The 25,273-nt window shown below is 46.2% G+C and carries 25 protein-coding genes and 1 pseudogene; 13 read left to right on the top strand and 13 right to left on the bottom strand.

What is annotated here, in order from left to right:
• Positions 1-27: 27 nt before the first annotated feature.
• Together AC1DVJ_RS19525 and AC1DVJ_RS19530 are read right to left on the bottom strand one after the other, a co-directional pair.
• Positions 28-843 carry an acyltransferase domain-containing protein gene (locus AC1DVJ_RS19525; protein WP_477592901.1) on the bottom strand — a complete coding sequence of 272 codons (816 nt, stop codon included), beginning with the start codon at positions 841-843 and terminating at the stop codon, positions 28-30.
• Positions 840-1,745: a LysR family transcriptional regulator gene (locus AC1DVJ_RS19530; RefSeq protein WP_477592902.1), complete on the bottom strand. Its 906-nt coding sequence runs from the start codon at positions 1,743-1,745 to the stop codon at positions 840-842. The genes AC1DVJ_RS19525 and AC1DVJ_RS19530 overlap by 4 nt, the downstream gene beginning before the upstream one ends.
• Positions 1,746-1,862: 117 nt before the next feature.
• Here AC1DVJ_RS19530 and AC1DVJ_RS19535 point away from each other — a divergent pair, with 117 nt between their 5' ends.
• From AC1DVJ_RS19535 to AC1DVJ_RS19575, 9 genes are all read left to right on the top strand, one after another.
• The gene (locus tag AC1DVJ_RS19535) at positions 1,863-2,342 is read left to right on the top strand and encodes an HPP family protein (RefSeq protein WP_477592903.1); all 480 of its coding nucleotides are present in this window, start codon (positions 1,863-1,865) and stop codon (positions 2,340-2,342) included.
• An 81-nt stretch (positions 2,343-2,423) separates the two neighbouring features.
• Positions 2,424-2,870, top strand: a complete 447-nt coding sequence (locus AC1DVJ_RS19540) for a cupredoxin domain-containing protein (RefSeq protein WP_477592904.1) — start codon at positions 2,424-2,426, stop codon at positions 2,868-2,870.
• Between the two features lie 148 nt (positions 2,871-3,018).
• Positions 3,019-3,699 carry a response regulator transcription factor gene (locus tag AC1DVJ_RS19545; RefSeq protein ID WP_477592905.1) on the top strand — a complete coding sequence of 227 codons (681 nt, stop codon included), beginning with the start codon at positions 3,019-3,021 and terminating at the stop codon, positions 3,697-3,699.
• Complete coding sequence (locus tag AC1DVJ_RS19550; RefSeq protein WP_477592906.1) at positions 3,696-5,075, top strand: sensor histidine kinase; 1,380 nt, start codon at positions 3,696-3,698, stop codon at positions 5,073-5,075. Before AC1DVJ_RS19545 ends, AC1DVJ_RS19550 begins: the two co-directional genes overlap by 4 nt.
• A 74-nt stretch (positions 5,076-5,149) precedes the next feature.
• Positions 5,150-7,333 (top strand): MMPL family transporter, encoded by a 2,184-nt coding sequence (locus tag AC1DVJ_RS19555; RefSeq protein WP_477592907.1) that lies wholly within the window; start codon positions 5,150-5,152, stop codon positions 7,331-7,333.
• Between the two features lie 162 nt (positions 7,334-7,495).
• On the top strand, positions 7,496-7,813 hold the full coding sequence (locus AC1DVJ_RS19560) for a dehydrogenase (RefSeq protein WP_477592908.1): 318 nt from the start codon (positions 7,496-7,498) through the stop codon (positions 7,811-7,813).
• 471 nt (positions 7,814-8,284) lie between these two features.
• Positions 8,285-8,554 (top strand): DUF421 domain-containing protein, encoded by a 270-nt coding sequence (locus tag AC1DVJ_RS19565; protein ID WP_477592951.1) that lies wholly within the window; start codon positions 8,285-8,287, stop codon positions 8,552-8,554.
• The gene (locus tag AC1DVJ_RS19570; protein ID WP_477592909.1) at positions 8,494-8,940 is read left to right on the top strand and encodes a DUF421 domain-containing protein; all 447 of its coding nucleotides are present in this window, start codon (positions 8,494-8,496) and stop codon (positions 8,938-8,940) included. Before AC1DVJ_RS19565 ends, AC1DVJ_RS19570 begins: the two co-directional genes overlap by 61 nt.
• A 343-nt stretch (positions 8,941-9,283) precedes the next feature.
• Positions 9,284-10,288 (top strand): methyltransferase, encoded by a 1,005-nt coding sequence (locus AC1DVJ_RS19575; protein ID WP_477592910.1) that lies wholly within the window; start codon positions 9,284-9,286, stop codon positions 10,286-10,288.
• 475 nt (positions 10,289-10,763) lie between these two features.
• Here AC1DVJ_RS19575 and AC1DVJ_RS19580 read toward each other — a convergent pair whose 3' ends face one another.
• From AC1DVJ_RS19580 to AC1DVJ_RS19600, 5 genes and pseudogenes are all read right to left on the bottom strand, one after another.
• The gene (locus AC1DVJ_RS19580) at positions 10,764-10,922 is read right to left on the bottom strand and encodes a hypothetical protein (protein ID WP_477592911.1); all 159 of its coding nucleotides are present in this window, start codon (positions 10,920-10,922) and stop codon (positions 10,764-10,766) included.
• 74 nt (positions 10,923-10,996) lie between these two features.
• Positions 10,997-11,107, bottom strand: a pseudogene (locus AC1DVJ_RS19585) (IS1595 family transposase); the annotation flags it as partial.
• 116 nt (positions 11,108-11,223) lie between these two features.
• Positions 11,224-11,520 (bottom strand): hypothetical protein, encoded by a 297-nt coding sequence (locus AC1DVJ_RS19590; protein WP_477592912.1) that lies wholly within the window; start codon positions 11,518-11,520, stop codon positions 11,224-11,226.
• Between the two features lie 191 nt (positions 11,521-11,711).
• A complete protein-coding gene (locus tag AC1DVJ_RS19595; protein WP_477592913.1) occupies positions 11,712-12,590 on the bottom strand; it encodes a hypothetical protein in 879 nt (292 codons plus the stop codon).
• Between the two features lie 348 nt (positions 12,591-12,938).
• Positions 12,939-13,907 (bottom strand): helix-turn-helix transcriptional regulator, encoded by a 969-nt coding sequence (locus AC1DVJ_RS19600; protein ID WP_477592914.1) that lies wholly within the window; start codon positions 13,905-13,907, stop codon positions 12,939-12,941.
• A 107-nt stretch (positions 13,908-14,014) separates the two neighbouring features.
• Between AC1DVJ_RS19600 and AC1DVJ_RS19605 the strand changes: the two genes are divergently transcribed.
• On the top strand, positions 14,015-14,494 hold the full coding sequence (locus AC1DVJ_RS19605) for a hypothetical protein (protein WP_477592915.1): 480 nt from the start codon (positions 14,015-14,017) through the stop codon (positions 14,492-14,494).
• A gap of 80 nt (positions 14,495-14,574) precedes the next feature.
• On the top strand, positions 14,575-15,051 hold the full coding sequence (locus AC1DVJ_RS19610) for a GyrI-like domain-containing protein (protein ID WP_477592916.1): 477 nt from the start codon (positions 14,575-14,577) through the stop codon (positions 15,049-15,051).
• A 505-nt stretch (positions 15,052-15,556) separates the two neighbouring features.
• Here AC1DVJ_RS19610 and AC1DVJ_RS19615 read toward each other — a convergent pair.
• The 3 genes from AC1DVJ_RS19615 to melA form a co-directional block, all read right to left on the bottom strand.
• Complete coding sequence (locus AC1DVJ_RS19615; protein ID WP_477592917.1) at positions 15,557-16,843, bottom strand: IS110 family RNA-guided transposase; 1,287 nt, start codon at positions 16,841-16,843, stop codon at positions 15,557-15,559.
• A 108-nt stretch (positions 16,844-16,951) separates the two neighbouring features.
• Positions 16,952-17,515 (bottom strand): hypothetical protein, encoded by a 564-nt coding sequence (locus AC1DVJ_RS19620; protein ID WP_477592918.1) that lies wholly within the window; start codon positions 17,513-17,515, stop codon positions 16,952-16,954.
• 227 nt (positions 17,516-17,742) lie between these two features.
• A complete protein-coding gene (gene melA / locus AC1DVJ_RS19625) occupies positions 17,743-19,041 on the bottom strand; it encodes an alpha-galactosidase (RefSeq protein ID WP_477592919.1) in 1,299 nt (432 codons plus the stop codon).
• A 145-nt stretch (positions 19,042-19,186) separates the two neighbouring features.
• On the opposite strand from melA, the gene AC1DVJ_RS19630 reads away from it, so the two are divergent.
• Positions 19,187-20,053 carry an AraC family transcriptional regulator gene (locus AC1DVJ_RS19630; RefSeq protein WP_477592920.1) on the top strand — a complete coding sequence of 289 codons (867 nt, stop codon included), beginning with the start codon at positions 19,187-19,189 and terminating at the stop codon, positions 20,051-20,053.
• A gap of 79 nt (positions 20,054-20,132) precedes the next feature.
• Here the strand turns inward: AC1DVJ_RS19630 and AC1DVJ_RS19635 are convergent, their stop codons facing one another.
• The 3 genes from AC1DVJ_RS19635 to AC1DVJ_RS19645 form a co-directional block, all read right to left on the bottom strand.
• A complete protein-coding gene (locus AC1DVJ_RS19635; RefSeq protein ID WP_167067077.1) occupies positions 20,133-20,426 on the bottom strand; it encodes a Dabb family protein in 294 nt (97 codons plus the stop codon).
• A 130-nt stretch (positions 20,427-20,556) separates the two neighbouring features.
• On the bottom strand, positions 20,557-21,240 hold the full coding sequence (locus AC1DVJ_RS19640) for an NAD(P)H-binding protein (RefSeq protein WP_477592921.1): 684 nt from the start codon (positions 21,238-21,240) through the stop codon (positions 20,557-20,559).
• A 21-nt stretch (positions 21,241-21,261) separates the two neighbouring features.
• A complete protein-coding gene (locus AC1DVJ_RS19645) occupies positions 21,262-22,893 on the bottom strand; it encodes a sensor domain-containing diguanylate cyclase (RefSeq protein WP_477592922.1) in 1,632 nt (543 codons plus the stop codon).
• 178 nt (positions 22,894-23,071) lie between these two features.
• Between AC1DVJ_RS19645 and AC1DVJ_RS19650 the strand changes: the two genes are divergently transcribed.
• Complete coding sequence (locus AC1DVJ_RS19650; protein WP_477592923.1) at positions 23,072-25,219, top strand: DNA topoisomerase III; 2,148 nt, start codon at positions 23,072-23,074, stop codon at positions 25,217-25,219.
• Positions 25,220-25,273: the final 54 nt, after the last annotated feature.

A 25,273-nucleotide genomic window follows, 5' to 3' on the forward strand; every position in this document is an offset into this window, starting at 1 on the left:
ATAGTAACATAGACGAGCTCTCTTGCTCTACTGTTGTGAAGCTATTCGGATGCCGTACCCGCTTCCCAGCTTATGACCCTCAAGCAAATAAGCTTTGGCGCTTCGCTGCAAGGACGATCCTTCGGCATAATCGTTTGGATCTTCACTTATCCGTGTAAAAATCCGTTCCTCCGCTTGTCTGGATTCATCGTCCACATGGTAAATCTCGAATTGTTTTTGAAAATGAAGAATATTCGAGTCCGCATCTAAGATCTCATGTAATTGTGGATAGAGCAGCCAAGATTGACATATAAACACAGGAGCGATGCCTCTAAAAAAGCTTATAGCCCGCACAAAGGATTCCTCAACGTCCCCAGGACGTAACGGCTCTCCCGCGGGAATGTGGACATTCAGCACGATACGATTGTGCTCCATGGTGTGCCCATCTACGATGACCTCACGATCTAGCGCATAAGGTTGGAATTGCAATCTACCCAATCGAAATAAGCGCAATTGTACATGCTCTTTCAGCCAATTGAATTGTTCGATCCCATACTCATCGTGATTCTGCTTACAAGCTAAGCACCAGATCTGAATATCCGAGAAGGTGTCATAATAAATCGCATCATCAATCCCTCGCACGCGATACGCCTCATGGGCATCAACTGCAAATCGAATGAAGAGATAGAGAAGCAGCTGCCGATCGTCTTCCCGTTGCTTCACCTCAGTTAAAAACGCAGCATTGTCTTTATAAAAATGTTCCTTATACGCCCGATATTCCTGCTGGGCCATCACTCGCTCATACACGAGCTGCTGAGCTTCAGCAGCAAGATCAATACCCTCGCAAAATTGTTGAAGATTCAACGCAAACCCTCCCCCTCATTGAAATACGCCACAATGTGCGCTTTGCACGCTTCCACAGGTGCGCTAAGTTCTTTGCTAGCGCGGTGAACCAGCCCATGCTCCAACGGGATCGATTTCTCCGTACCCACGCGGAGCAGCTTGCCCGATGCAAGCTCTTTCTCCACGGAAGTGACAGGCAGCAAGGAAAGCCCCATGCCGCACATCATCGTCTGTTTGAGCATTTCCGTGCTATCGAAGGCCATTTCGGTAAACGACGTGAGACCTTTATCCGCCAGCACTTGCGAAGCCATTGACTGATAGATGCAGCGGCTGCCGAAGCCGATAACCTGCGTTTGTGCGACAGCTTCCCAACCTTCCAACTCGATGCGCTGCACTAGTGCTGGAGCGCCTACCCACACCAATTCATCCGCTAGCAACGGGATAAACGTAAGATTCCGCACCTTGGGATCCCGCGGCACAATACCTAAATCCACGCGATATGCCGATACCTCCTGGATAATGTCGCGTTGAAAGCCCGTCTCCAGCTGCAGCTGGATGTGCGGAAATTGCGCGAACAACGTAGGCAGCATCATTGGTAGATGCGGCACACAGAACGATTCCAGCGCACGCAGGCGCACCACGCCTTTGGGCTCTTGCAGGCCCGTTAGTTTCTCCTGCAAGGAATCTCCTAACTGCAGGAAGCGATACGCATAGGGCGCCACTTCTCGGCCTGCCGCTGTCAATTCAACCCCGCGCGGCAATCGTGTAAAGAGAGACTGTCCCAAGGTTTGCTCCAGCTGAAGAATATGCATCGTGACGGTGGACTGCACATAACCAAGCTTAAGCGCAGCTTTGCTGAAGCTCTTTTCCTCCATCACCGTAACGAAGGTTTTCATGCTTCGACCATCTAGCTGTTCCAACATACGATCCCGCCCCCAACCCATCGGAATATCAAATATCAATTATCGGAATCATTCGTTATTCAAATATATATACTCATGATACCATCAGGGATATCACAATGAAAAGAGGTACACCCCATGTTAACTCGTCTTCGACCGCTCTCCCCTTTGTTCATCAAGCTCATCCCTGGCATCGGCGGCTTCATCGCCATTCTGTTGTGCAGCTTGCTCGGCGATTTCGTCAGCACCTCGCTGCTGATGGCCCCCTTCGGCGCCTCCTGCGTCATCGCCTTCGCGCTCCCTCAGAGCCCGCTCGCCCAGCCCCGCAGCCTCATCGGCGGCCACGTGCTGAGCACGCTCGTCGGGCTCTGCGCCCTCACCGCGTTCGGCGTGCACGCGTGGAGCCTCGCCCTCGCCGTCGGCGCCGCGATCACGCTCATGCAGCTGACACGCACGCTGCATCCGCCTGCTGGCGCAGACCCGCTGCTCGTGATGCTCACGTGCGCCGGCTGGAGCTTCCTGCTGACGCCGGTGCTGCTCGGCGCAGTGGTGATCGTGCTTGTTGCCATCGGGTATCACCGGGCAACCCGTTCCACCTACCCTACCGCCTGGTGGTAGCACCGCCAGCTCAAACCCGATTCATGCGCTGACAAGCCCCCGCATAAGATGTACAAGACCCTTGTACAGGAGGCGGACCCTATGTCCCGAGTATGGATTGTCAAACGCAAGCATGTTGTTCAGCTTACAGCCGCACTTCTACTCATTCTTATCGGTTGGCTGTATCTAAATCGAGCAAGCATCCTGCCGACCTTAGCCGAACCCACGGCAGAACGCACCATTCATATGGTTGTTGGCGAGTTCAAATCCACCACTGCGGATGGCAAAACCATCGAAGCGTATCGATGGGACCCCGGCTCTGTCGACGTGAGGAAAGGCGAACATATTAAGCTCAGTATCTATGGTGTCAACGGCGAGAGTCACCCCTTTCTCATCGAGGGACTTAATATCAGCGGTGAGATCAAAAAAGGCAAAGAAACCATCGTACATTTTACCGCTAATCAAGCTGGCACCTATCGCCTCATCTGCATGACACATACGGATATGGCGCATAGCGGGCCGATGATCGGCTATATTAATGTGCATTAGTCTCTAGTCCAAGCGAACCTTAAGTCATCCTTCTGCTACCTCGAAACGTCAATATCAGGCGGCTCGATATCAGAAGTGGCATTAAGGTTTTTTTTCGTTTACACTGAGGCCAAGCTCAATTGATTCCAATGAAGAAGGTGCTTCCCCTGTGAAAACACATATACTCGTCGCCGATGACGATGCCCATATTCGCGAACTGATGCGCTTCCTCTTTTCCAAAGAAGGCTATGCTGTCTTTGAAGCAAGTGACGGTGAACAAGCTTCGAGACTGCTGGAAACGGAACAAATCCATCTCGCTGTTGTTGATGTCATGATGCCGCTGCGTGACGGTTTGGAGCTATGCGCGGAAATCCGCGAACACTACGATATTCCCATTCTACTTGTAACGGCCAAAGGTGAAATTGAAGATAAAGAGCGAGGCTTTGCCTCTGGCACCGACGATTACGTCGTAAAGCCGTTCGAGCCGAAGGAATTACTCTTCCGAACGCGCGCGTTATTGCGGCGATACCAGCTGGTTTCCTCGGAGATGATTACATTGGGTCAAACGGTCATCAATCGCAAAAGCTATGAAGTCACGATCGCAGGTGAAACACTGCTGCTGCCGCTCAAAGAATTTCAGCTGCTCGCCCAATTGGCGAGCCATCCGGGACGCATTTTTACACGTGAGCAACTGATTCAAATGCTCTGGGGCACGGATTATGAGGGTGACAGCCGAACCATCGATGTTCATATCAAGCGACTGCGGGAGCGTTTTTATGAGAAAACGAATGATTTTATGATTACGACCGTGAGAGGACTTGGTTACAAGCTTGAGGTGACAGAAGGGTGAAAACATTATACTTTCGCATTGTGGTTACGTTCATTCTCATCGCCATGGTCAGCTCCGTGCTCGCACTCTTTCTTTCGAATTGGTATTATTTAACGAAATTAAAGGATCAGAACGAGGAACAAATCTGGAAGATCACGACGGAAATTCGAGCGCTTTATGAAGAAATGCCCGACGTGGCGCCTGCCACCTATTTCACCCATATTGCCAATATGGGGTTCCAGCTTTATGTCGTGAATGAGCAGACGGCGGGGACCTTTTATGGAACACCGTATAAACATACGCAGTTGGATCCGGAGCAAATTCATCGTGTTTTAGCGGGTGAAACGTACCGCGGTATGCTGCAGGAGCGTCATTTTCTGAAGGTGATCGGGTATTTTGAAAATAGCCTGCGCAACAGCATCGGTGTTCCCGTTGAGGTGCAGGGAAAAACATATGCCTTATTTGTTCGACCTAATTTGGAGCAGCAGATCGGCGGCGTGCGCGTACTGATGGCTTTTCTGCTCGGACTTACCTTCCTTTTCAGCATCGTCCTTATCATTATTTTCTCCCAATTCATCGTGAAGCCAGTCAAAAGATTGAGAGAAGCTACCAGACGGATCGTTGGCGGCAGCTACGAAATGACGATGGACGTTTCCCGTCAGGATGAAATCGGGGAGCTTGCGCGAGATTTCACCTACATGGCGCAATCGCTCAAACAGGTAGAAGCTATGCGGCAGGAATTCGTGGGCAACGTCTCCCATGAAATTCAGTCTCCGCTAACCTCGATTCAGGGCTTCGCCCAATCCATTCTGGATCAGACGACCTCCGAGGAGGAGAAGGCGCGCTATCTTCATATCATTTTAGACGAAAGCAAACGATTGTCCTCTCTCAGTAAGCAGCTCCTAACACTAGCCTCATTAGATAAAGAGAGTCATGTAATTAAGCGCACCGTGTACAGGTTGGATGAACAAATCCGTCAAATTCTCATTCATACGGAATGGCATTGGTCGGATAAAGACCTGGCGATTGAGTTGGATCTACCGGAAACAGACGTCTCGGCCGACCACCAATTGATGCATCAGGTTTGGCTTAACCTCATTACGAATGGCATAAAATATGCGCGGCTTGGCGACTCGTTGCACATTGCGATTCAGTCGTCAGAGACGGGGGTCACCGTCGTGGTACGCGACACAGGGATTGGCATTTCTGAGGCGGAGCTGCCTCATATTTTTACCCGCTTCTACAAAGCGGATCGGTCCCGAAACCGCGCCAGTGCTGGCACGGGCCTTGGTTTATCCATTGTTCAGAAAATCATCGAGCTGCACGGTGGCTGCATTCATGTGCAGAGTGAGCAAGGCAAAGGTACGACATTTACTGTTCGATTGCCACGAATGTAATGACCCATTCATGGTCCGTTCATATTTCTCTCCTACAATCTGAAGTAGATTTAGGAGAGAGGAATGAACCTGCCATGAAACATGCTTTAACACGTCTTGCTCAGTTCGTTAGCAGTGCCAAAGGTGTCAAAATCGTACTCATCAGCTGGCTAGCTGCCATTCTTTTATTAAGCGCTTTTGCGCCATCTTCCAAGGAGGTCGCCCAAAGCGGAGGTGAAGGCAGTGTAAGTGGCCGTACCCTGTCTGAAGTAGCTGAACAGCTTTTACAACAGGCATACCCTTCCCAAGACGGCTTAACCGCCATCCTCGTGTTCCATTCCGAGCAACCTATCACGGATGCTGAACGTAGCGCCATAACTAGCATCAGTTCATGGCTGGCTTCAGATCAGAAACCGCCATACGTCACGCGTGCTATGCCCTTCCATCAAATGCCCGCCGCGCAGCAAGAGCTCTTATTTTCCGCAGATCGGACAACGCTCTTGTTAACGCTCACCCTCCAGAAGGATCTGGCCTCTGGTCCTGTCTACGATACGCTTGAACAAATTCGTCATAGGTCGGAGCAGCAAGGCTTGGGGACAATGAAGCTTGAAATCACAGGTCCCGCGGGCATCTCATCCGATACCATAATGCTCTTCAAAAAAGCCGATTTTGTGTTAATGCTCGCCACACTTGGTATCATTCTTATCATTTTAATCGTCATCTATCGATCCCCGCTGCTGGCCTTGTTACCCTTGGTTATCGCAGGCATGGTGTATGTAGTCGTCGATCGCGTCATAGGCTTAGCAGGCAAAATGGGCTGGATTTTCGTCGAAAAGCAATCCCTCTCCATCATGATGATCTTGCTTTTTGCTGTGTTGACGGATTACTGCTTATTCATTATTACGCGCTATCGTTCTGCCCTGCGGACAACCGATTCCAAATACGATGCGATGTCGAAGGCCTTCTCCAACGTGGCTGAACCGATTTTCTTCAGCGGCGGCACCGTGCTAATCGCCATGTTCACCTTATTCACAGCTGTGTTCAAGCCCTATCATAACTTTGCCCCTGTTTTTTCCATTGCAATGCTGGTCATTCTGCTCGGTGGACTGACGTTAATTCCTGCTATGTTTGCCTTGATTGGGCGGAAAGCTTTTTGGCCGTTTATTCCACGTACTGATGACGTGACTCTTGCAAATGAGCAGCCTCGCGGCTTCTGGGCTTGGGTAAGTACTCGCGTTACCACAAAGCCACGGATTACCGCTTTAGTACTCATTATCGTTCTGTTGGCACCTGCTATTTCTACACTAGGCATGCGCTACTCGTTTAATCTCATGAAATCCTTCCCTAGCGATATTTCTGCCAGACAAGGCTTTGAAATTCTGGAAGCACGATTCCCGGAGGGGCAATTAGCGCCAGTCACCGTTCTTTTGGACTCGAAGAAGGAAATCGTTTGGGATGAGGCGTTTATTGGCAAAATGAACACACTGACCGAACTTATCCGGGGGCATGAGGGGATTAGTTCGCTTACGCCGGGGATAACTGCTGAGAATGCCGATTTACCTAAGCATACGATGAAGCTTCAGCTGATTCTGAAGATGAATCCCTATGATCAATCTGCGCTTGAGGTGATCTCCAGCTTACGCAAGAATAGCGATGCCATGCTTAGGCAGAGTGGCTTCGAGCCTGATCAGTTTACCCTGCATTACGCAGGCCAAACAGCGGAGCAGCTTGATGTTCGTACCATGAATAAGCGTGATACGTTGATTATTTTCTCTCTCATTACGTTATTGATTACCGTTATGCTAATCTGGCAGGCCCGCTCCATTCGATTGGCGCTTACCATGATGGCCACTATGCTGCTGTCCTACGCGGCTACGATGGGCATTGTATGGAGTGTGTTTCATTTCGGCTTTGGACACGATGCCTTCAGTTACCGTCTACCTGTGTACACCTTTATCTTCCTCATCTCGTTAGGCGTGGACTATAACATCATTTTGGTGTCTAGAGTGCAAGAGGAAGCGCGGCGCCATCCATGGCGAGTAGCCGTACAGCGTGGCGCGGCGCTAACTGGCGGCGTCATCTCTTCGGCTGGCATCGTGCTCGCGGCGACCTTCTGTGTCTTAATGACGCAGCCTTTGCAGGAGTTGCTGCTGTTTGGGTTCGCGATGGCGGCAGGCATCCTCATCGATACCTTCCTCGTTCGAGGAATGCTGCTCCCGGCGCTCATGACCAATTTGGGGCCGCGTGAGGCGAAGCATGCTGCGGTGCTGGAGCAGTAGCTAAGCAAGAGTAACGTGTGGACAGGAACAGTAGCGCAAGGGAGCAAAGACAGTTCCCGCCTCAAACCTGACACGAACTTGGGCGTCATAGGTTCTTGTCCCTAGTGGCTCTCCGCCCTCTCTGTGCATACACATAACAGAGAGAGGAGCGTCGATCCCAGCATGGTGTACCAGAAGCAAAGTGAACGACATAAACAGCAATACCCCAACGCTCGTGCCATTCGGAGAGCCTGCGATAAGGAGTTATATCGGACCATTAAGCGGTTAAAAATATGGCTCACCCCCGAGCAAATCAAGTCAGCCGAGACCATCTATGTAAAAAAAGTAATGCTGAGTCTCCCCTTCATCGTCGATAATGGCAGCAACCGCCGACTGCTCGCCGATTGGTTTGGCGAAAACGTAGCGCCAGAGGTCGCCCCTATATGGAACGTGGAGCTCGAAAGCTTAAAAGAAGCGTTTCGCGACGCGTTTGGCGGGTAGGGCAGCCATTACGCGAGCCTATCTCTCGCGCAGGCAAACGAAATAGGCTCGGTTTCCGAGCCTATTTCGCGCGGGCCAACCATTTAGGCTCGGTTTCCGAGCCTATCTCGCGCGGCACAACCACTTAGGCTCGGTTTCCGAGCCCATCTCGCGCGGGTCAACCGCTTAGGCTCGGTTTCCGAGCCTATCTCGCGCGGAACAACCGTTTAGGCTCGGTTTCCGAGCCTATTTCGCGCGGAACAACCATTTAGGCTAGTTTTCCGGGCTTATCTCGCACGGAATATTGTATAAAAAGGTGAGCGCTGTGATTCCAGCGAGATGGGTTCTTGTCTTTTAACTTAACTTATTCTTGTCCACATGTATTCTTTTCTAGGAAAAGAAAAGAATAACAAAGTATTTATATGGGCAGGGAGGATAGTTGATATGTTGTTGGAAACAATTCTCCGGACGGTGGTTGCTTTCGTTCTTATTATGTTAATTACGCGAGTTCTCGGAAAACACACGATAGCACGAATGACTTACAATGATTTTGTCGCTTCGATCACACTAGGTGCCATAATCGGTAATTTAGCATTTAATACTCATTTGAAGACTTGGAATCTTATCACTTCTTTTTTGATCTTCAGTGGCATTACCTATCTCATCTCTTTTATATCCTTGAAGAACCGCAAAATTAGGAAATGGGTTGCTGGAAAACCGACGGTAGTGATAAAAACGGCAAAATTATGGAACAGAACTTAAGGAAAATTCAATTTACACTCGACACTCTAAATCAAGAATTGCGAGAAAAGGACATTTTTGATATCGAAGAAGTACAATATGCCATTTTAGAGCTTAACGGTAAACTATCGGTGCTCAAAAAGCCAGAATATCGTCCCCTTATACATAAGGATTTGCTTTTGACAAACACAACAAAGCTCCAGTTTCCTGTTGAACTAGTTATGGACGGAAAGATTATGTCAGATAATTTACAGCAAATTGGTTTATCGAAAGAATGGCTCTCGAAGCAGCTACAGCAGCGGGGTGTTACAGCAGAAGAAGTCTGTTACGCGATCAGGGGAACGCAAGGCAAACTATTCTTTGATCTATATCAGGATCAAATCCGGCATCCAATTGATCAGGAGTAATAGTCATTTATTGGCACCATTAATTCATCTATCGTTCATTATATCCTCCAACTAAGTTACATCTTCACAAAATGTGAGCATGTCAAAAGGATCTGCCGCGGCAGATCCTTCATCGTTTTTATAAAGCCCTTTATTGAGCTGACTCATTTCTCATTATTTTTCTTATAAATTATCTGAAACCTTTCACATAAAAGAAACAATGTTCACATGCGTGGTTACCACAATTTCAACCTACTTTCTTTCAGACAATATTGAATATAGATCTCGCCGATCCAACGCGTTCTACATGTTAAGAGAAGCGAATAAATTTAATCTTAAATTTATCAAATGAAGGAGAGATCGCATGGCAGGCGAATCGCAGCATTTATACCAATTGATTTTTGGTGGATGGATTCAACAATCCTTATCCGTTGCCGCGAAGTTGGGCATTCCGGATTTGTTAAAAGAGTCTCCTAAAAGCCATGAGCAACTTGCTATAGAAACAAAAACTCATGCACCTACGCTATATCGTCTACTGCGAGCGCTTTCAAGCACCGGGATATTCAAAGAGTTGGACAATAAGTGCTTTGAAAATGGTCCGCTTGGTGTATTCTTACAGACAGACATTAAAGGTTCTGCCAGAGCCATCGCCATTATGGTAGGAGAAGAATGGGATAGGAATTCATGGAGTAATCTTCTGCATGCAGTTCAAACCGGGGAACCCGCCTTCCGGAAAACGTATGGCATCCCCTTCTTCGATTACTTATCGGAGAACCAAGAAGCTGGAGAAATTTTTAATAATGCGATGTCAGGACTTTCAAAAGTAATTGGTCCTACGTTGGAAATTTACGACTTTTCTCCATTCAACAAGATTATTGATATCGGTGGCGGACATGGCCGATTGATGGAAGCGATATTGTGCAAAAATCCTCATGTTACAGGGGCAATTTATGATCTTCCAGTCGTCATTGAAGGAACAAAAACATTCATTCAGAGCGTAGGACTTGAAAATCGTTGCGAATGCATTGCTGGAAGTTTCTTCGATTCGGTTCCGGTAGGCGCGGATGCTTATATTTTAAGAAGTATTATTCACGACTGGAGTGATGAGGAGTCCATCAAGATCCTTCAACATTGCAGACAAGGAATACTTGATCATGGAAAAATTATATTAATTGAAAATGTCATTAAAACAGATAGCGAATCTGATCCCTTTCTCAATTTTGTTGATTTGGAAATGGCTGTGCTCTTAACTGGCAAAGAGCGTACGGAAGCTGAGTTTCGCGAACTATTCGAAAAAGCAGGGTTTAAATTATCGAAAATAGTCCCTACACCAATGAATAATTTTATTATTGAAGGGATACCCGTATAAGGATCCTAATAATTTTGGTGAAAAATTATCTCCGCTCATCCGAGATGATTCCTCTATACATATAGTCATAAATACCTCCAGGGATTTCTTTTTTACTGATAATTCTGTATGAGTGATGTTATTCCTTTTCCCTGGATTACTGACTGTAAGCTGAGAAGGCTGCCGTTCTATGCTGTCGGTAGCCTTCTCCTGATGTCTATTGAGCTATAGTTCTCCGTTTGAGCGCAATGAAATGTTATCTCTGGAAAGAGTTTTAAATTCCCTCTTACTATTGTGACGACTGTGACTATCCCGTTTATTTAATTCTTTGCGGTATTTTATAAGAAGGCTCTGTTAAAGTTCAATGTTGATATTAGGTTAAAAATAGAACTTCCATAAAATTGGAAGTTCTATTTTTATTTATTTGCTTATTAAATTAACCTATCCTTAAGTTATACATCTAACTATTTATAGGTGATTTTTAAAACTGGATATTTTAAAAAAGTGAAATGGTCAGAACTATCGTTGATAAGGTACATGCGGACATTAAAGTTATTATTTTTCCTTTGTTTTTCTCTTCTGAAGATTTTACAAGTTCTCGGGATACAGCAATCCATGTAACAATAGATACGATGGCTGCTATTAAAAGCAACATATTATCTCCCCCTGTTTAAAATTTTCACATACGTTATTTCATTAAATGCTCATTAGTTGAATAAGAAGCAAAAATTATATCATGAACTTAGATAACCTAAGTGTATCATATGTTTCTGTATTTTGAATTAGATTTCCTTTAATAATCTAGTCTTTCATAGTGACTTCGTTTCTCTGGTGCTGGATACCTATCCGCACGCTCTCAGTATCTCCTATCCACACTCCTAGTCGATCCTGGCGACATCACCTTTAGGTTACGCAATGACACCAGAATGCACAAGCACTTAACTATCGGTTCGCCGTTAGTTTAACTCAATCGTTTTATATTCCCTCCAATCTGAGAGGAAACAAAGGAATTTATCACTTGTATCTAACATGCCATGACGAGTTTTCCAAGATCCTCCACCATTAAAAAGATCAATTAATGGTTTGAATAGCTCATTAAATTGAATTGCTATTGGATCTCCTTCATCAGCTAATGAACTCCAAATAACATGATTCGCGCATAGTGCTTGAGTTACTCCATTTGGTGCTGCAATGAGATTGGGACATAACTCAAAAACCTTATCATAATCAATTTCACTTTCCTTATTGGTCAATTTAACTGGATCGATATATGGGTATTTTGATTCCACCGAAAGAAAATCAAGGAAATGTATAAATAAGTTGTTACCTTTTTTGTAACTATTCTGCCCGAATAACTTAATGAGACTGCCACTCGTTTTCGCGGTGGCAGCCTTAATTTGTAGTTTTTTGAAGTAACGTTCTTCTGTTAGTTGAATAAATATTGCTATCTTAAACCCACGAAATCATATAGGCTATATAAAATCTGTAAACTCCTTACTGGACTTACTTCTCCTTCTTTTTGCACTAAATTATCTATAGCAAGATGTGCCCGCCGATGTGTTTGACCTAAAAAACCTCCACCAAACCCATGGCAACCACGTGCTAATGCCCATCCGAAGGCTATGCACTTATTTCTTCTTATCTTTGTGGCTTTCATTCCAGTAGAGCGTTTCCAAGCCCACAAAATGGCCAAGTTTATAAAATAAAAGACATTATCTTCCCAATCTTCTGAACGAGCATCAAGACCTTCACTCTCTAAGACTTGCCCCATTTCCTCAGCGGTTAATATATAGGGGCCGTTCAATAAATCATATCCCATTCTGTCCCGCACTGTAGGAATATGCATTAATGGTTTAATATAATTAGGTGTTGAGTTCCAAAAACTTCGATCATACGCTGATGCATGCAAAGGAATTTGAAGAAGCTCTGGATTTACAATATCCTTCTCACTTAATCCAGGAAACTCCGTAAGTTCATTGGCAGTTTGTCCAGTTGCTTTTTCGGAATATTCGAACCAATACCCACTCTCGTCTTCAATTGTAAGACTCTTTAACATTGGCTTTATCTCATAAAATAATTTCACAATTTTCTGGTGAATCTCTAATGGAGCAAAGCTGGTTTTAACAAAACCAGTAAACCTTTGGTTTTCATTAATACAGAAACCGAGAGTCTCGCAATCAGGGTGTGGTGAGATCATGATAGAATTGGTTTCACAAGTGCTAATCTGCCACTCGTTAATCCTTGCGTAATCTTCAATGTAACTTAAAACTTTTACTACATTTGCTTTCCTAGCTGTGCCCTCATAATGAATCGTTACTCCCATGCCTCGCCTCCAAAAAATCGCTTTATTGGTAATAATCCTGCCCGTTAGCGTATCGCGGCTCCGTTGCAAGCCGGAGTTGTTAGTTAGCTCCCCTCAGTTAGATCAACAAGAAACTGAAGTGATTAAGAATACATAAGATATCCATAGCGCGATCCGTCGGGAATGTCCTCAAGTTCTTGTCATCTGATTTTGACAAGAACTTGAGGACACTAAAAAGAAAAAGCCGCATCACATGCGACTTTTTGTCACCCGACAGCATCTTACTTCCAATCGTGGTAAATATCTCTTCTTTGCTAATTCGTTACTTCTCTACTGGTTTATCGCAAAAAGAAAAATCTCAGATAAGACTCAAGAGAATCTTAAAGTGGCTAAACGCTCTTCCAAAATCACACACAGTTCATCAGGAATCCGTTCAAACTCGACCCCTTTCCCCAAAAACAAAAGCCAATCCGCATAATACGCCAGCGCCTCAACATCGGTCGCATCCAACTGAACATTGAAAATCCCGCTCGACTGAAACATCCCAGTTAAGGACAGAATTATCCCAGGCGGGTGCATACGCTTAAAGCGCTGAATCCCAATCGTATCAAGTTTCACAACAAGATTGGATTCACGTGCACGTAGCAGTTTCTTGTTTAAAATCTCTTGTTCAGTCCACTTCATCTCCCGCTCAGAAATTGCCGAATCCCGCAGCATCTCAACAGGCAAATAAAGAAACTCATCCGTATCAAAATTATAAACCTCGACCAGCCACTTAGCGTTCGAGTTAAATATATGCAACAAAAAAACGTCCAGTAACTGCGGCCATCCAAGACTCAGCTCATAAGTCATGCGTAAATGCTTATCCCGCACAGCAAGCGAAATCAGCTGGTTTAGCTCCGCAGGAGCCGCATCATCGAGCTCCAAAAGATTCGGATTGGCGGGATTTGTATTTTCGAAAAGCAAGATATTATTCAGCTCGATCAGCTCGTCTTGCTGGGTTTGCGACGCGATGCCGATAAGTTTTTCAGTGATTGAGCGGCGATTTTGCAGATAAGGAAGCTGCGAATTTTTCGAGGCGATAAAGCTGATAAAAATCGCCTTCAGCTCTTCTGTCGTGAAGCGAGCGGCGGGCAGATATTGATTTTGCAGGACATTGTATCCGCCACCGCGCCCAAGCTCAGACGTCAGCGGAAAACCCATCGCCTGAATCTCGTTTATGTCGCGGATCGCCGTCGCGCGGGAAATCTTGAACTCTCGCTGAATCTCGGCAATCGTAAAATGCGCACGGTTATTGATGTAACGCATGATCAGGTTCACTCGTTCTGTTTTCTTCATGATTTTATTGTATCATTTCTGTTTTCAATAAAGAGTATCAATTTTTGATACATTTAGCAAATAGAATCAGTCTTGTAAAGAATAAATCCCAAAAAGGAGAGAACAAAATGTCTAACTACTCCATCAAAACAATCTCAGAAAACTACAAAATGACTGCTTTCGGTGTTTCATTTGATGACTACAACGACTGGGCAGGTAATGCAGCTAAAACTGCAGCGAAAAAAGCTGAAATCACTGAAAACGGCAAGCTTGCTGAACTTCTCGCACTCGCTGACGGGCAAGAATATCAAATCAACTACAACCTCGACCGCAAGCCTTGGCGCGGCTTCGGCGTAATGGGTGAGTTTAACGTGGAAGGCGCGGTCGTCCTCGATTTCCTCGCTGGCGATTACATCGTCGTGCCTGGGACAGGCGCTGACAAAGACCGCCTTGCTGACGAAATCACAGGCAAAGTTTTCGGCGGCCTGATCCAAGAAATCACAGAATACAAATACGTTGGTCCTGGTAACTCAACGTTCGTTAAAGCAAATGAAACAGGTGAATTCTACGGCGAAATGTGGCTTCGTGCAAATAAGGTCGAAAACTAATCCTTGTCAAATTTGCCAAAATCAAAAAGCAAGTTGAGTCTGACCTCCCAGAAGTTATACCGGATAAAAGGAGCAATCACATGGCAGTGTATACACTTGAACACAAAAAATCATTCACATTGATCGCTTATGGTTTTTCAATTCAGTCGAATTTTCAAGACATGCCAGCTTTGCAAAAAGAAAAAACCGAGTTTTGGGACAGACTCAAGGCTGACGGGCGTTTTAATAAGCTCAAAGACGCTGCAAAAGATGATCGCGAATGGTCAGTCAATGAGGTTTATCAAGGAAAACCGTGGAATTATTTCGCTGTAGAAGCTGGCAAATCAGTGGCTGACGCAACGCGCATCATCGAGTTTCCAGAGAGCGAGTACATCGTGGTCGCAGGAAATGGCGACAAGGAAACTTTGTTTGATCAGCTGACTTACCGTGCTTTTGGCGAAGTCTTGGCCCAAATCACTGATTATGCTTACATCGGTGGTCCAAATGCGACTTATCGCAAAGATAACGGCAATGGCACTTTCTACGGGGAATTTTGGGTGCCTGTGGTTAAAAAATAAGGGAATTCGGAAGACAAACTTAACCTAATAAATAAATAATTATATCTCAAGTATTCTTTAGTAAAACAGGCAGCCATCATTTAGTCGGCTGCCTGTTGCGTTATATTAAACTATCGTTCTCCCGTCCCTCAGTATTAAGGATTTATCTCACGTAAACTCACTCATTCGCAGGATTTCATCACTTTGGAATACAGCGGCCGTAAGGATATTAAGTTGCAGCGACCTTAAGTTAACCTTTTTAGGCATACGGGAACAGAGGAACACATGGAATATTTCCCCATATCATACTCTACTGCACGCATACTCCACAATCCCTCGGAGATTGACCATCCCAAGGCTCTACGGGTCGTCGCCCTAACATTCCTTCGTTACACCTATCCAAGGTGTGGAGACCGATAGCGTTTAGCGGATGGGTCTGTGCCCTTTTGGAGAACGAACTCGGTCCTCCGTGCTTTCTTTGTTTGAAGTCCTGCGAATGAATCAATTTACGGTTAGTTCAAAGATGTTAGGCAGCTTGAGTATATTGAATGACTGTTTTTTCGGGAGTAAACGATTCCTCGTAATGCACCATGCCAACTAAGATTCGAGCCAGTTTTCCAAGCAATTTAAATATGGACTTCTGCTTACTCATATGTTTGACTTGCACGTTTTTCTCATGTAATTGCTTAAATACAGGGTTTGTTCCCACTAATGTTAAGGTAGCCAGATACAAATATTTTCGAAGTGTGGAATCTCCTCGTTTGGAGAGTATGATTTGGCCTTTTCGCTTTCCAGACATGCTCTCTGCTAGGTTTAAACCGGCTTTCCGTAGCAGTTGACGACCGTGAGCGTACTGCTTTAGATCGCCCGCACCAGCCAGAATTGCTGCGATATAGATTGTGCCCAGACCTTTAATAGTTCGAAGTTGGCTAGAAATTGGGATCTCACCAAGTAAAGCTGCTATCTCTTGTGCTATTTGATTCAATATACCCTCAATGCGCTCGTACTCTTCAATTAAGCGATGCAGATCCTGTTTGGCCTCATTCAGTGCTACAATTTCCCCCACGCTCAAAACCGCTTTAGAGAGCAGTTCAGCTGCCTTCTGAATACCCGTGGAGCCGCCAGCTCGTTTCATATATTTTCTCCAACCTGTAATAATTTCTGATGTAGTTTGACCTTCTAAATCCAACGGGGACGGGAACTCTTTGAGTGTAGCTATGGATCGTGGACAGGTCCAATCTTTAAATACCGAAGCATACTCTGGGAATCGTATATCCAGCCATCGGATGATCCGATTCTGCATACGAACACTATTTGTTACCCAAAATTCCCGATCATTCATTAGGGTCCTTAACCTCTGAAAATGTGTTGCTTGCCGAATGTATTCATAGTAATAGCCACGGCTAACCACATCTGCAATAACAAGGGCATCCTTGGGGTCACTCTTGGAAGGACAATTATCTCGATTCTCCTTGTTTCGTTTCGTCGTTGCAGGATTCACTAATACTACGTTTAAACCTTTCTCAACAAGCCAGTTAGCTAAACTGTACCAGTAATGTCCCGTCGGCTCCATGCCAATTATGATGTTCTTCAGTCGATGTTTCTGTAGCAAACCCTCCATCCAACGATGTAATTTTTCAAATCCCTGGAGTGTGTTTTTGAATGAAAGATGCTGGTTTGTAAGGACAATTCCTCGATAATTAGTAGCTTGAGCTACTTGATTTTCCTTTGCCATATCAATGCCCACAACAAGATGTGAAGTGGTAATTCGTTCAATACGTTGATTTTGTCCGTCTGATTGCTTAAACTTCATAATAAGAGCGCCTCCTTGATGGTGTTGGGTATCTACCCGTCGACAAACCCATCATACCGAGGCGCTCCTTTTTTGACAAAGCCCATTTCTTAGGCTATACAGGAATGTTTAGCGTAACGAGTTTTGAGCTTCTGGTCCCCACTGTATACTGCCAGGGTCTATTTGTGATTGTCTTTTGAGTCCCAATATATTTGCGAAATAATCCAATGTTTCAAATACAGTTAACCGATGTATGTTTTCAGCATTCAATATTGTTGGTTCATTTCTATGGTTAGGTTTGATTGGATTTAAACTGACAACAATTCCACCATTATTTTCACCATGTTCATTAACTGATACATTAAATATAATGTTTTCGTTAAATCCTTTTGCTATGGTAACTAATGTGATAGTTCCCATATGCTTCGTTGGGAACCTCATGTCTCTTTCAACTTTTATTGGTACCATCCACTCTCCTTTTGAATTCGATAAGCCTGTGTTAAGAATCTCTCCATCTTGGTCTATAACAATAAAGCGCGCCTTATTTATTGGGGTAAATGACCCTATTGGTTTAAGTCCATTAAAATAATTAACCTTGAATGTCATTATCGCTTTAATTGGTTTATCGGATTGAGATTCCATTGGTTTCATTCCTAATAACAACAAAGAGAGCAGAACTAATAATATCCGCATAAAATCACCTCAACGGTAGTATTCCCTGGTGTTGGAATTTTTTGCGTTATCCTGCCCGTTCGTAATGCTGAACCCAGTCTAATGCTATATTTTTTCTGTCTAAAACTTTATTTCCATAGTCTAATACCATATTTTCAGTCTAATGGTTTATTTTCTTTTAACACTTAGGCCCGCCCACTAGTCACATAAAAAAGGCCGCGGGGACAACCATCCCCGCGACCTTCTACTTAGTGATACTCAGGCAGCCACTTGCCGTGAGCCGCAATCAACTCATCGCACATCGCGACGATGTCGTCCATCGACAGCTCCGCAGATGTGTGCGGATCCAGCATCGCCGCATGATAAATATGCTCACGCTTACGCGTAATTGCCGCTTCAATCGTCAACAACTGCGTGTTGATATTCGTGCGGTTGAGCGCCGCCAACTGCGGAGGCAGATCACCTACATACGTAGGAGTAACACCATTGCGATCAACCAAGCAAGTCACTTCTACGCACGCTTCACGCGGTAAGTTCGTGATCAAGCCGGTATTCATCACGTTACCGCCGATTTTGAACGGAACATCGGTCTCGATCGCTTCGAAAATATACGAAGCATACTCATGCGAACGCTCATGCGTTAGATTCGCATCGTTCACAAGATCCTCGCGCATTTGCTTCCAGCGGCTAATTTGATCGATACAACGGCGCGGATACTCATCCAATGGAATATTGAAACGGTCCACGAGCTCAGGGTAATTCCGCTTTATAAAATACGGATGGTACTCCGCATTATGCTCAGAGGATTCCGTAATATAATGGCCGAATTTCAGCATCATTTCGTAGCGAACCATGTCCTTGTGCTTCTCTTTTTGCTTCTCCGCCGCCCGCTTCTTAATTTCAGGATAGAGATCCACACCATCCTTTGTCACTTCAAGCAGCCAGGCCATATGGTTAATACCGGCGATTTTCGCTTTGACTCCCGTTTGATCAATCTCCAAGTGTTTAAACAGCTCCGGCACACAACTTTGCACACTATGGCACAATCCAACTGTACGTACACCGCCATACGTATTCATCACATTGGTCAAAACCGCCATCGGATTCGTGTAGTTTAGGAACAACGCATCTGGACATACCTCGCGCACATCAGCAGCGAAATCCAACATGACAGGGATCGTTCTCAAGTTTCTGAAAATACCGCCAATCCCTACCGTATCTGCAATCGTTTGACGCAATCCGTACTTCTTCGGAATTTCAAAATCCGTAATCGTACATGGATCATAGCCACCTACTTGGATCGCATTTACCACATATTTGGCACCGGTCAGTGCCTCTTTACGGTCTGTATACGCTTTAATTATGGATGTACTTCCACTTGTTTTCTTGATGTTATTCAGCATGTTGGCTGAATCTTGTAACCGTTCATGATCAATATCAAAGAGAGCGATTTCAAAGCCTTGCAGAGCGGGTGTAAGTAAACAATCACCAAGTACATTTTTCGCAAAAACCGTGCTTCCTGCGCCTAAAAAAGTAATTTTGGACATGTGAGATTCTCCTCCAATAGTTCATCTAGTATCATATCCTTACTATAGCGCAAGCCCGCTTTGAAAAATATGGATTCAAACAACTCCAATATGGACATTTGTAGTTTATTAGGGTACGCTCAAAACAAAAACATACGAGGCTCCTATGAATCCGGAACACACCTACTTCACAGTAAGTATTAACCCCCTTCACAGTAATCTTGACTTATCTGTCCTTTTTAGCGGTGAAGGCAAACCCAACCCCCTGCATAGAATGGGTCCTGCTGTTCATGACTATTTCTTGGTGCACACGGTTCATGCCGGAACAGGCACCTTTGAAATGTGTGGCCGAACGTACACCTGCACAGCTGGAGATTCGTTCATCATTTATCCAGGCGAGCTGTTCACGTACACCGCTGATGCCGAAACGCCTTGGCACTATACATGGGTTGCCTTTACCGGGCGAGCCGCAGGCACCACTCTCGCACAAATTGGCGTCTCACCCGAGCAAGCTGTCATAACTGGCAGTACGCCGCGTACAATTCGGCACTACTATCGCCATATCCGCTCCTGCTTTAGCCAAACCGCTTTTCCACAGTTAGAGGAGCTGGAAGCCGAGGGCTGGCTGCGCCTGCTGCTTCGTGAGCTAGGACGTGCGAATACACACCATATCTCCGTTAAGCCTGCAGCTGAAAGCGATATCAAACGCCAAATTGGACAAGCCATCCGCTACTTAGAACTGCAGTACACCCAAACGGTCTCTATCGAGCATCTCGCTCGCAGTCTAGGCTATCATCGTACTTATTTGTGCAAAATGTTCAAACAATCCACCGGCTTATCGCCGATGCAGTATCTTTTGAACATCCGCATGGAACGAGCCAAGCAGCTACTGATGACAACCGCCATGACCATCGATCAGGTTGCCTCCTCCGTCGGCTTCAACGATGCACTCTATTTCTCGAAGCAGTTCCACAAATGGAGCGGATCTGCGCCTTCGGTGTATCGCAAAGAAATTCGAAGCTCACAGCCATAAGGCTCGTCAGCCAGCCACTGCAACGAAAAAAAGACAACCGAATACGGTTGTCTTTTTTCATTGCAGTCAGCTTTGGTAGCTAAATCTCAATATCCACAATCAAGCTGTCCTCGCGGCCAACTTCGCGAATATACGCTGCCACCGCTTGGTGCTCAGGGTTAGGTCCATATGCTTCCAATGCGGCTTTATCTTCAAAACGCACGGACAAGACAACCTGATACCCTTTATTTTTCTCGGAAAAGTTAAGACCCGCTTGGATATCAACGATACCTGTCAGATGTGGACGCAGCGCTTTGAAACGATCAACAACCTCTTGCAGCTGCTCCTGTGTTGTTGTTTCACCGAATTTTACAAGGACGATATGATCAATCATGATGTGAACCTTCTTTCTATCATTGTTTAGGACATGAATAATGAACGACACTAATCTTAACAAAAACGTAGACGGAGCACCACTCCATTTTGGATTGTTCTAGCATGCTTCAGGCCGCTGTTCCTACTGATCATCTACCACTAATCGTTGCAATCCGATCCGATCTCAGCACCTGAACGCCCGTTTTTCCCGATTTTGCTGATCGAATAAGCCCAGTTGCAATCGTGCTCGCATGAATAGGACGATACTTCCGAAGACGTCCCGTCATCAGCGGAGCAATGGCTCGCGACACGATGCTTCCCAGCTTCTCGCCTAGTCGGAACTCCCCACGGTCGCCCAGAATCAGAGATGGCCGAAGCAGATACAACGCGCGAAGTCGTATCCCCCGCAATTTATCTTCGACCTCTCCCTTTACTTGATTGTAGAAAAAGGAGGACGTGCGGTCTGCACCCATTGCAGTCACAATGGCAAACGCATCGGCTTGTCCTTTACTCGCCACTTCAGCTAACAGGAGGGGATAGTCACGATCCACTCTGCGGAATTGCTGCTTGGAGCCAGCTTTTTTAATCGTTGTACCTAAGGTACAGAATACGTGGGCATGCGCGAACTCAGACGTCTTCAGACTATCACTTAGCTTAGCAAAATCGATTACTCGCTGCTCGAGCTTTCCATGCCCGCCAAGCTGCTCAACGTCAAATTTCTTACGAACTAAGGCAATAATCTTGTCATAGTCCGGATCGCTCAATAGCTGTTTGATCAATTCTCGTCCGACTAAGCCGGTTCCACCCGCAACAATCGCTGTTTTCCCTTTCATTGCACGCCTCCAGTGTCATCATTATACATGATCATTCTCATCGTAAGACTCTTTGGCGTCAACATTCACACGATTCCTGCCACTGGACTTCGCGCGATACAGGGCACGATCTGCCCGAGATATCATATCTTCCAACACCATTGTACCGTATTCCAGCGTAGGCGAGTATTCCGCAACTCCGATGCTCGCAGTGATTTTAACGGTAAGCATCTCTTTAACGTAAGGTTCGGCCATTATGAGCGCTCTTAATTCCTCAGCCAAATCAGCACTCTCTTGGGCATTTTTCCACAGTAGGAGCAGAATGAACTCTTCACCGCCATACCTTGCCACAATCGCATCATCCCCCGCATACCGCTTCAAGAGACTCGCAACATGATGGAGCACGCCATCGCCAACCAAGTGACCATACGTATCATTAATTTTTTTATAATGATCAATATCCATCATCAAGACTGAGCATGTCTGGCCGGCGAAAATACACGTTTGTAATTGTTTATTTCCTTCAAGCATCATATATCGTCGATTATGTAACTCTGTCAATTGATCCATCCATGCGGAATGCTCCAGGAGCGAAATATTGGCATTGAGGCGGTCGGACATCAGATTAAACGTATTCACCAATTGGCGCAGCTCAATAGGAGCTTTTCTTATTTTATCCGCGTTGATTTGATAATCGTAGTTCCCGTTCTGAATGATCTTCGTGGCACGCAGCAAGTAGCGAATCGGCCTCTCGATCTTGGAGGCAATCATCACGGATGCTGAAACACTGAGAAGGAGCGCGATCAGAGAAATGAAAATAATCGTCATGCTCAATTCATTTAGCTTATGGAAAACTTCCTGCTGCGTAATTTCACCAACAACTAGCCAATTCTTTCCCTGCGACCACTTATATTGCCCATAGACGCGTTCTCCCTGGAATCCAATATACGCACTCTGATCAGGACTATTCGTCTTTGCGCGTTGGAATATTTCAGACTTTTCACGCTGTGTAACTACACTATTCTCCGTATAATTAGAGGCTGTTACAATATTACCAGATGAATCAAGAACATAGACAGCACCCGTATCCCCGAAGCTAAGCTGCGCCATCAATTTGTTCAGCATTTCGACTCTGACAATACCGAGCACAATCCCTTTGAAGTCACCCTGATCGCTAATTACCGGCGTTGAGAGTGTAATGACGGGGCCTCCATTGTCTTCGGAATTAACGATGCTAGAGACGTAGCTCTTCTTTTCCTTCCCCCGTTTGTAATACAGCCGATCTCCCACATAGATCTGGTTATTCGGATTTGAATCTGTACGAATATAACCATCTGGCTCAACAAAGGTAAGGGAATAAAACTCCGAATTTATCCTAGAGTAGTCTTGAAATTCCCGCTTCAGGTCACCAATTCGATGAAACTTGGCATTATCCGAAAGTGCGAATCGTTTGAGTGCATCTAGCTTTTCCTGATTCCAGCGCTCAATATATAAACTCTGCAAGGCAATCACTTGGTTTAATTGAATGCCGGCCTCTTCTAATCGATCTCCCTTCTCTACCAAGTAGAAAGGAACAATGATCGAAAAAGTAAGCAACACGATGATTGTACTTATCCAGAGTTGAAGTCTTGTTTTAATGGTATGATTGGAAAAAAGAGAAAACATGTGCCCCATCGAGGTTTCCCCCCTTTTTATTCTATATATCACCATTATACCTTATTTTAGGACAAAAACAGACAAATTTCGCTGATTTTCGGCACAAAAGTTCGAATATTTCGAGAAATCATCCGTTTGAAAAGAACGTCCCTTTCGCTTATGCTATTTGGTATATAGAAATGAGGTAATTAGCCCGATGAAAATTCTCGTACTGACCGAAAAACCAAGTGTAGCCAAAGAAATTGCTCGCGTGCTGGGCTGTAACCAGAAACAAAAACACCACTTCGAAGGTGCCAAATATGTCGTCACCTGGGCACTAGGCCATCTCGTTACGCTCGCTGAGCCCGATGATTACGATCCCCAGTACAAGACTTGGAACCTGGAAGATCTGCCTATTATCCCAAGCAAAATGAAGCTCAAAGTCATGAAAGAAACCTCGCAGCAGTTTCGCGCCATCGAGCATCTCAGCCGTCGGGGTGACCTATCCGAGATGGTCATCGCAACCGATGCGGGGCGCGAGGGCGAGCTCGTCGCGCGTTGGATTATGGAGCTGATCCGCTGGAAGAAGCCGTTCAAACGGCTTTGGATCTCGTCACAGACGGATCAGGCGATTCGCGAAGGCTTCGCGCAGCTGAAGCCTGGCACCGACTACAACCGGCTGTATCAAGCAGCCGTCTGCCGTTCTGAGGCCGATTGGCTGATCGGCCTCAACGTGACCCGCGCGCTGACCAGTAAGTTCGGCGCGTCCCTTTCCGCGGGGCGTGTCCAAACGCCCACGCTGGCTATGATGATCAACCGTGAGGCGGAAATCCGGGATTTCCGGTCCGTCGACTACTGGTTGATCGAAGCCGAGCTCGGGTCCTTCCGCGCCCAGTGGCGGGACCCGAAGACCGGCGACTCGCGCATATTTGACCGCGAGCGTGCAGATAGCTTGAAAGCGAAGCTGCAAGGCCAGAGCGGCCGAATCGTGCAGGTGAATAAAACCGAGAAGCAGATTCCGCATCCGCTTGCTTATGATTTGACCGAGCTGCAGCGCGATGCGAACCGCAAGTTCGGCTTCTCTGCCAAACAGACGTCGAACGTCCTGCAACGGCTATATGAGCAATATAAGCTAGTCACTTATCCGCGAACAGACTCGCGCTACTTGACCTCAGATATGGTACCGACCCTGCTCGGCCGTTTGAAAGGGGCTGCCATTGGTCCCTATGCGGCGCTTGCGGCACCTTTTATCCGTAAGCCGCTGACCATCACGAAGCGGATCGTGGACGACACGAAGGTCAGTGATCATCATGCCATTATCCCAACCGGAGAGGCAATCTCACTCGCTACGTTAAGCGCGGATGAACGCCGCCTTTATGATCTGATCCTCCGCCGATTCTTAGCCTTATTCAGCGGCCCTTGCCGCTACGATGAAACGAAGCTAACGATCGAGATCGCTGGCGAGAAGCTTTATGCTTCAGGCAAAGTCGTGAAGCAAGCGGGCTGGAAAGAAGTCTACGGCGCCACCGATTTCACCGATCCTGATCGGGAAGATAATGACTCCGAAGACGATGCTGGGCAGCTGCTGCCACAAGCGTCAGAGAAAGACGCAGTAACCGCTCGCAATGTTCGGCAGGTCAGCCGTCAAACGAAGCCGCCTTCTCGTCATAATGAGGCCTCCTTGCTATCGCAAATGGAGAAATATGGCCTTGGCACGCCAGCTACGCGAGCCGATATTATCGAGAAGCTCGTGTCTTCCGACACGATCGAGCGTCAAGGTTCCTTGCTCATCCCAACCGGTAAGGGCACACAGCTGATTGAGCTCGCCTCTGAGGAGCTGCGCTCTCCTGAGCTTACCGCTCGCTGGGAGCAGGAGCTCGAACGTATTTCCAAAGGCAAGGGAAGCATGGATGCCTTTCTTAGTGGAATCCGTAAGAAAACAACGGAGCTGGTTGACGAGGTGAAACGCAGCTCAGCTGCGTATAAACCGCATAATTTAACCGGCAGTAAATGTCCCGACTGCAGCGAGTTTCTTCAAGAAGTCAAAGGCAAACGTGGGCGCTATCTGGTATGCTCCAGTCGGGAATGCTCCTATAAACGGGAAGCTGACGGTCAATTAACGAACCACCGTTGTCCGCAGTGCCATAAGAAGATGGAAATACACACGGGGAAAGCAGGCAAATATTTTCAATGTCGTCCCTGCAATGTGGTCGAGAAAATCGACGGCGAGTCTACTGGCGGAGGACGCAGGGCGTCAGCCAAAGCGAATCGCCAGCTGATTGAGCAATTCTCCGATCAAACTGGGCTCGGCAACTCGCTTGCCGACAAGCTGCTCGCAGCCCTGCAGCAGAAGAAAGAAGACTAATACCACGAATAAAGCCCAAGCGACTTGCTACTTCGCTTGGGCTTTTACATTATG

Source organism: Paenibacillus sp. P4_A9 (assembly GCF_056402415.1).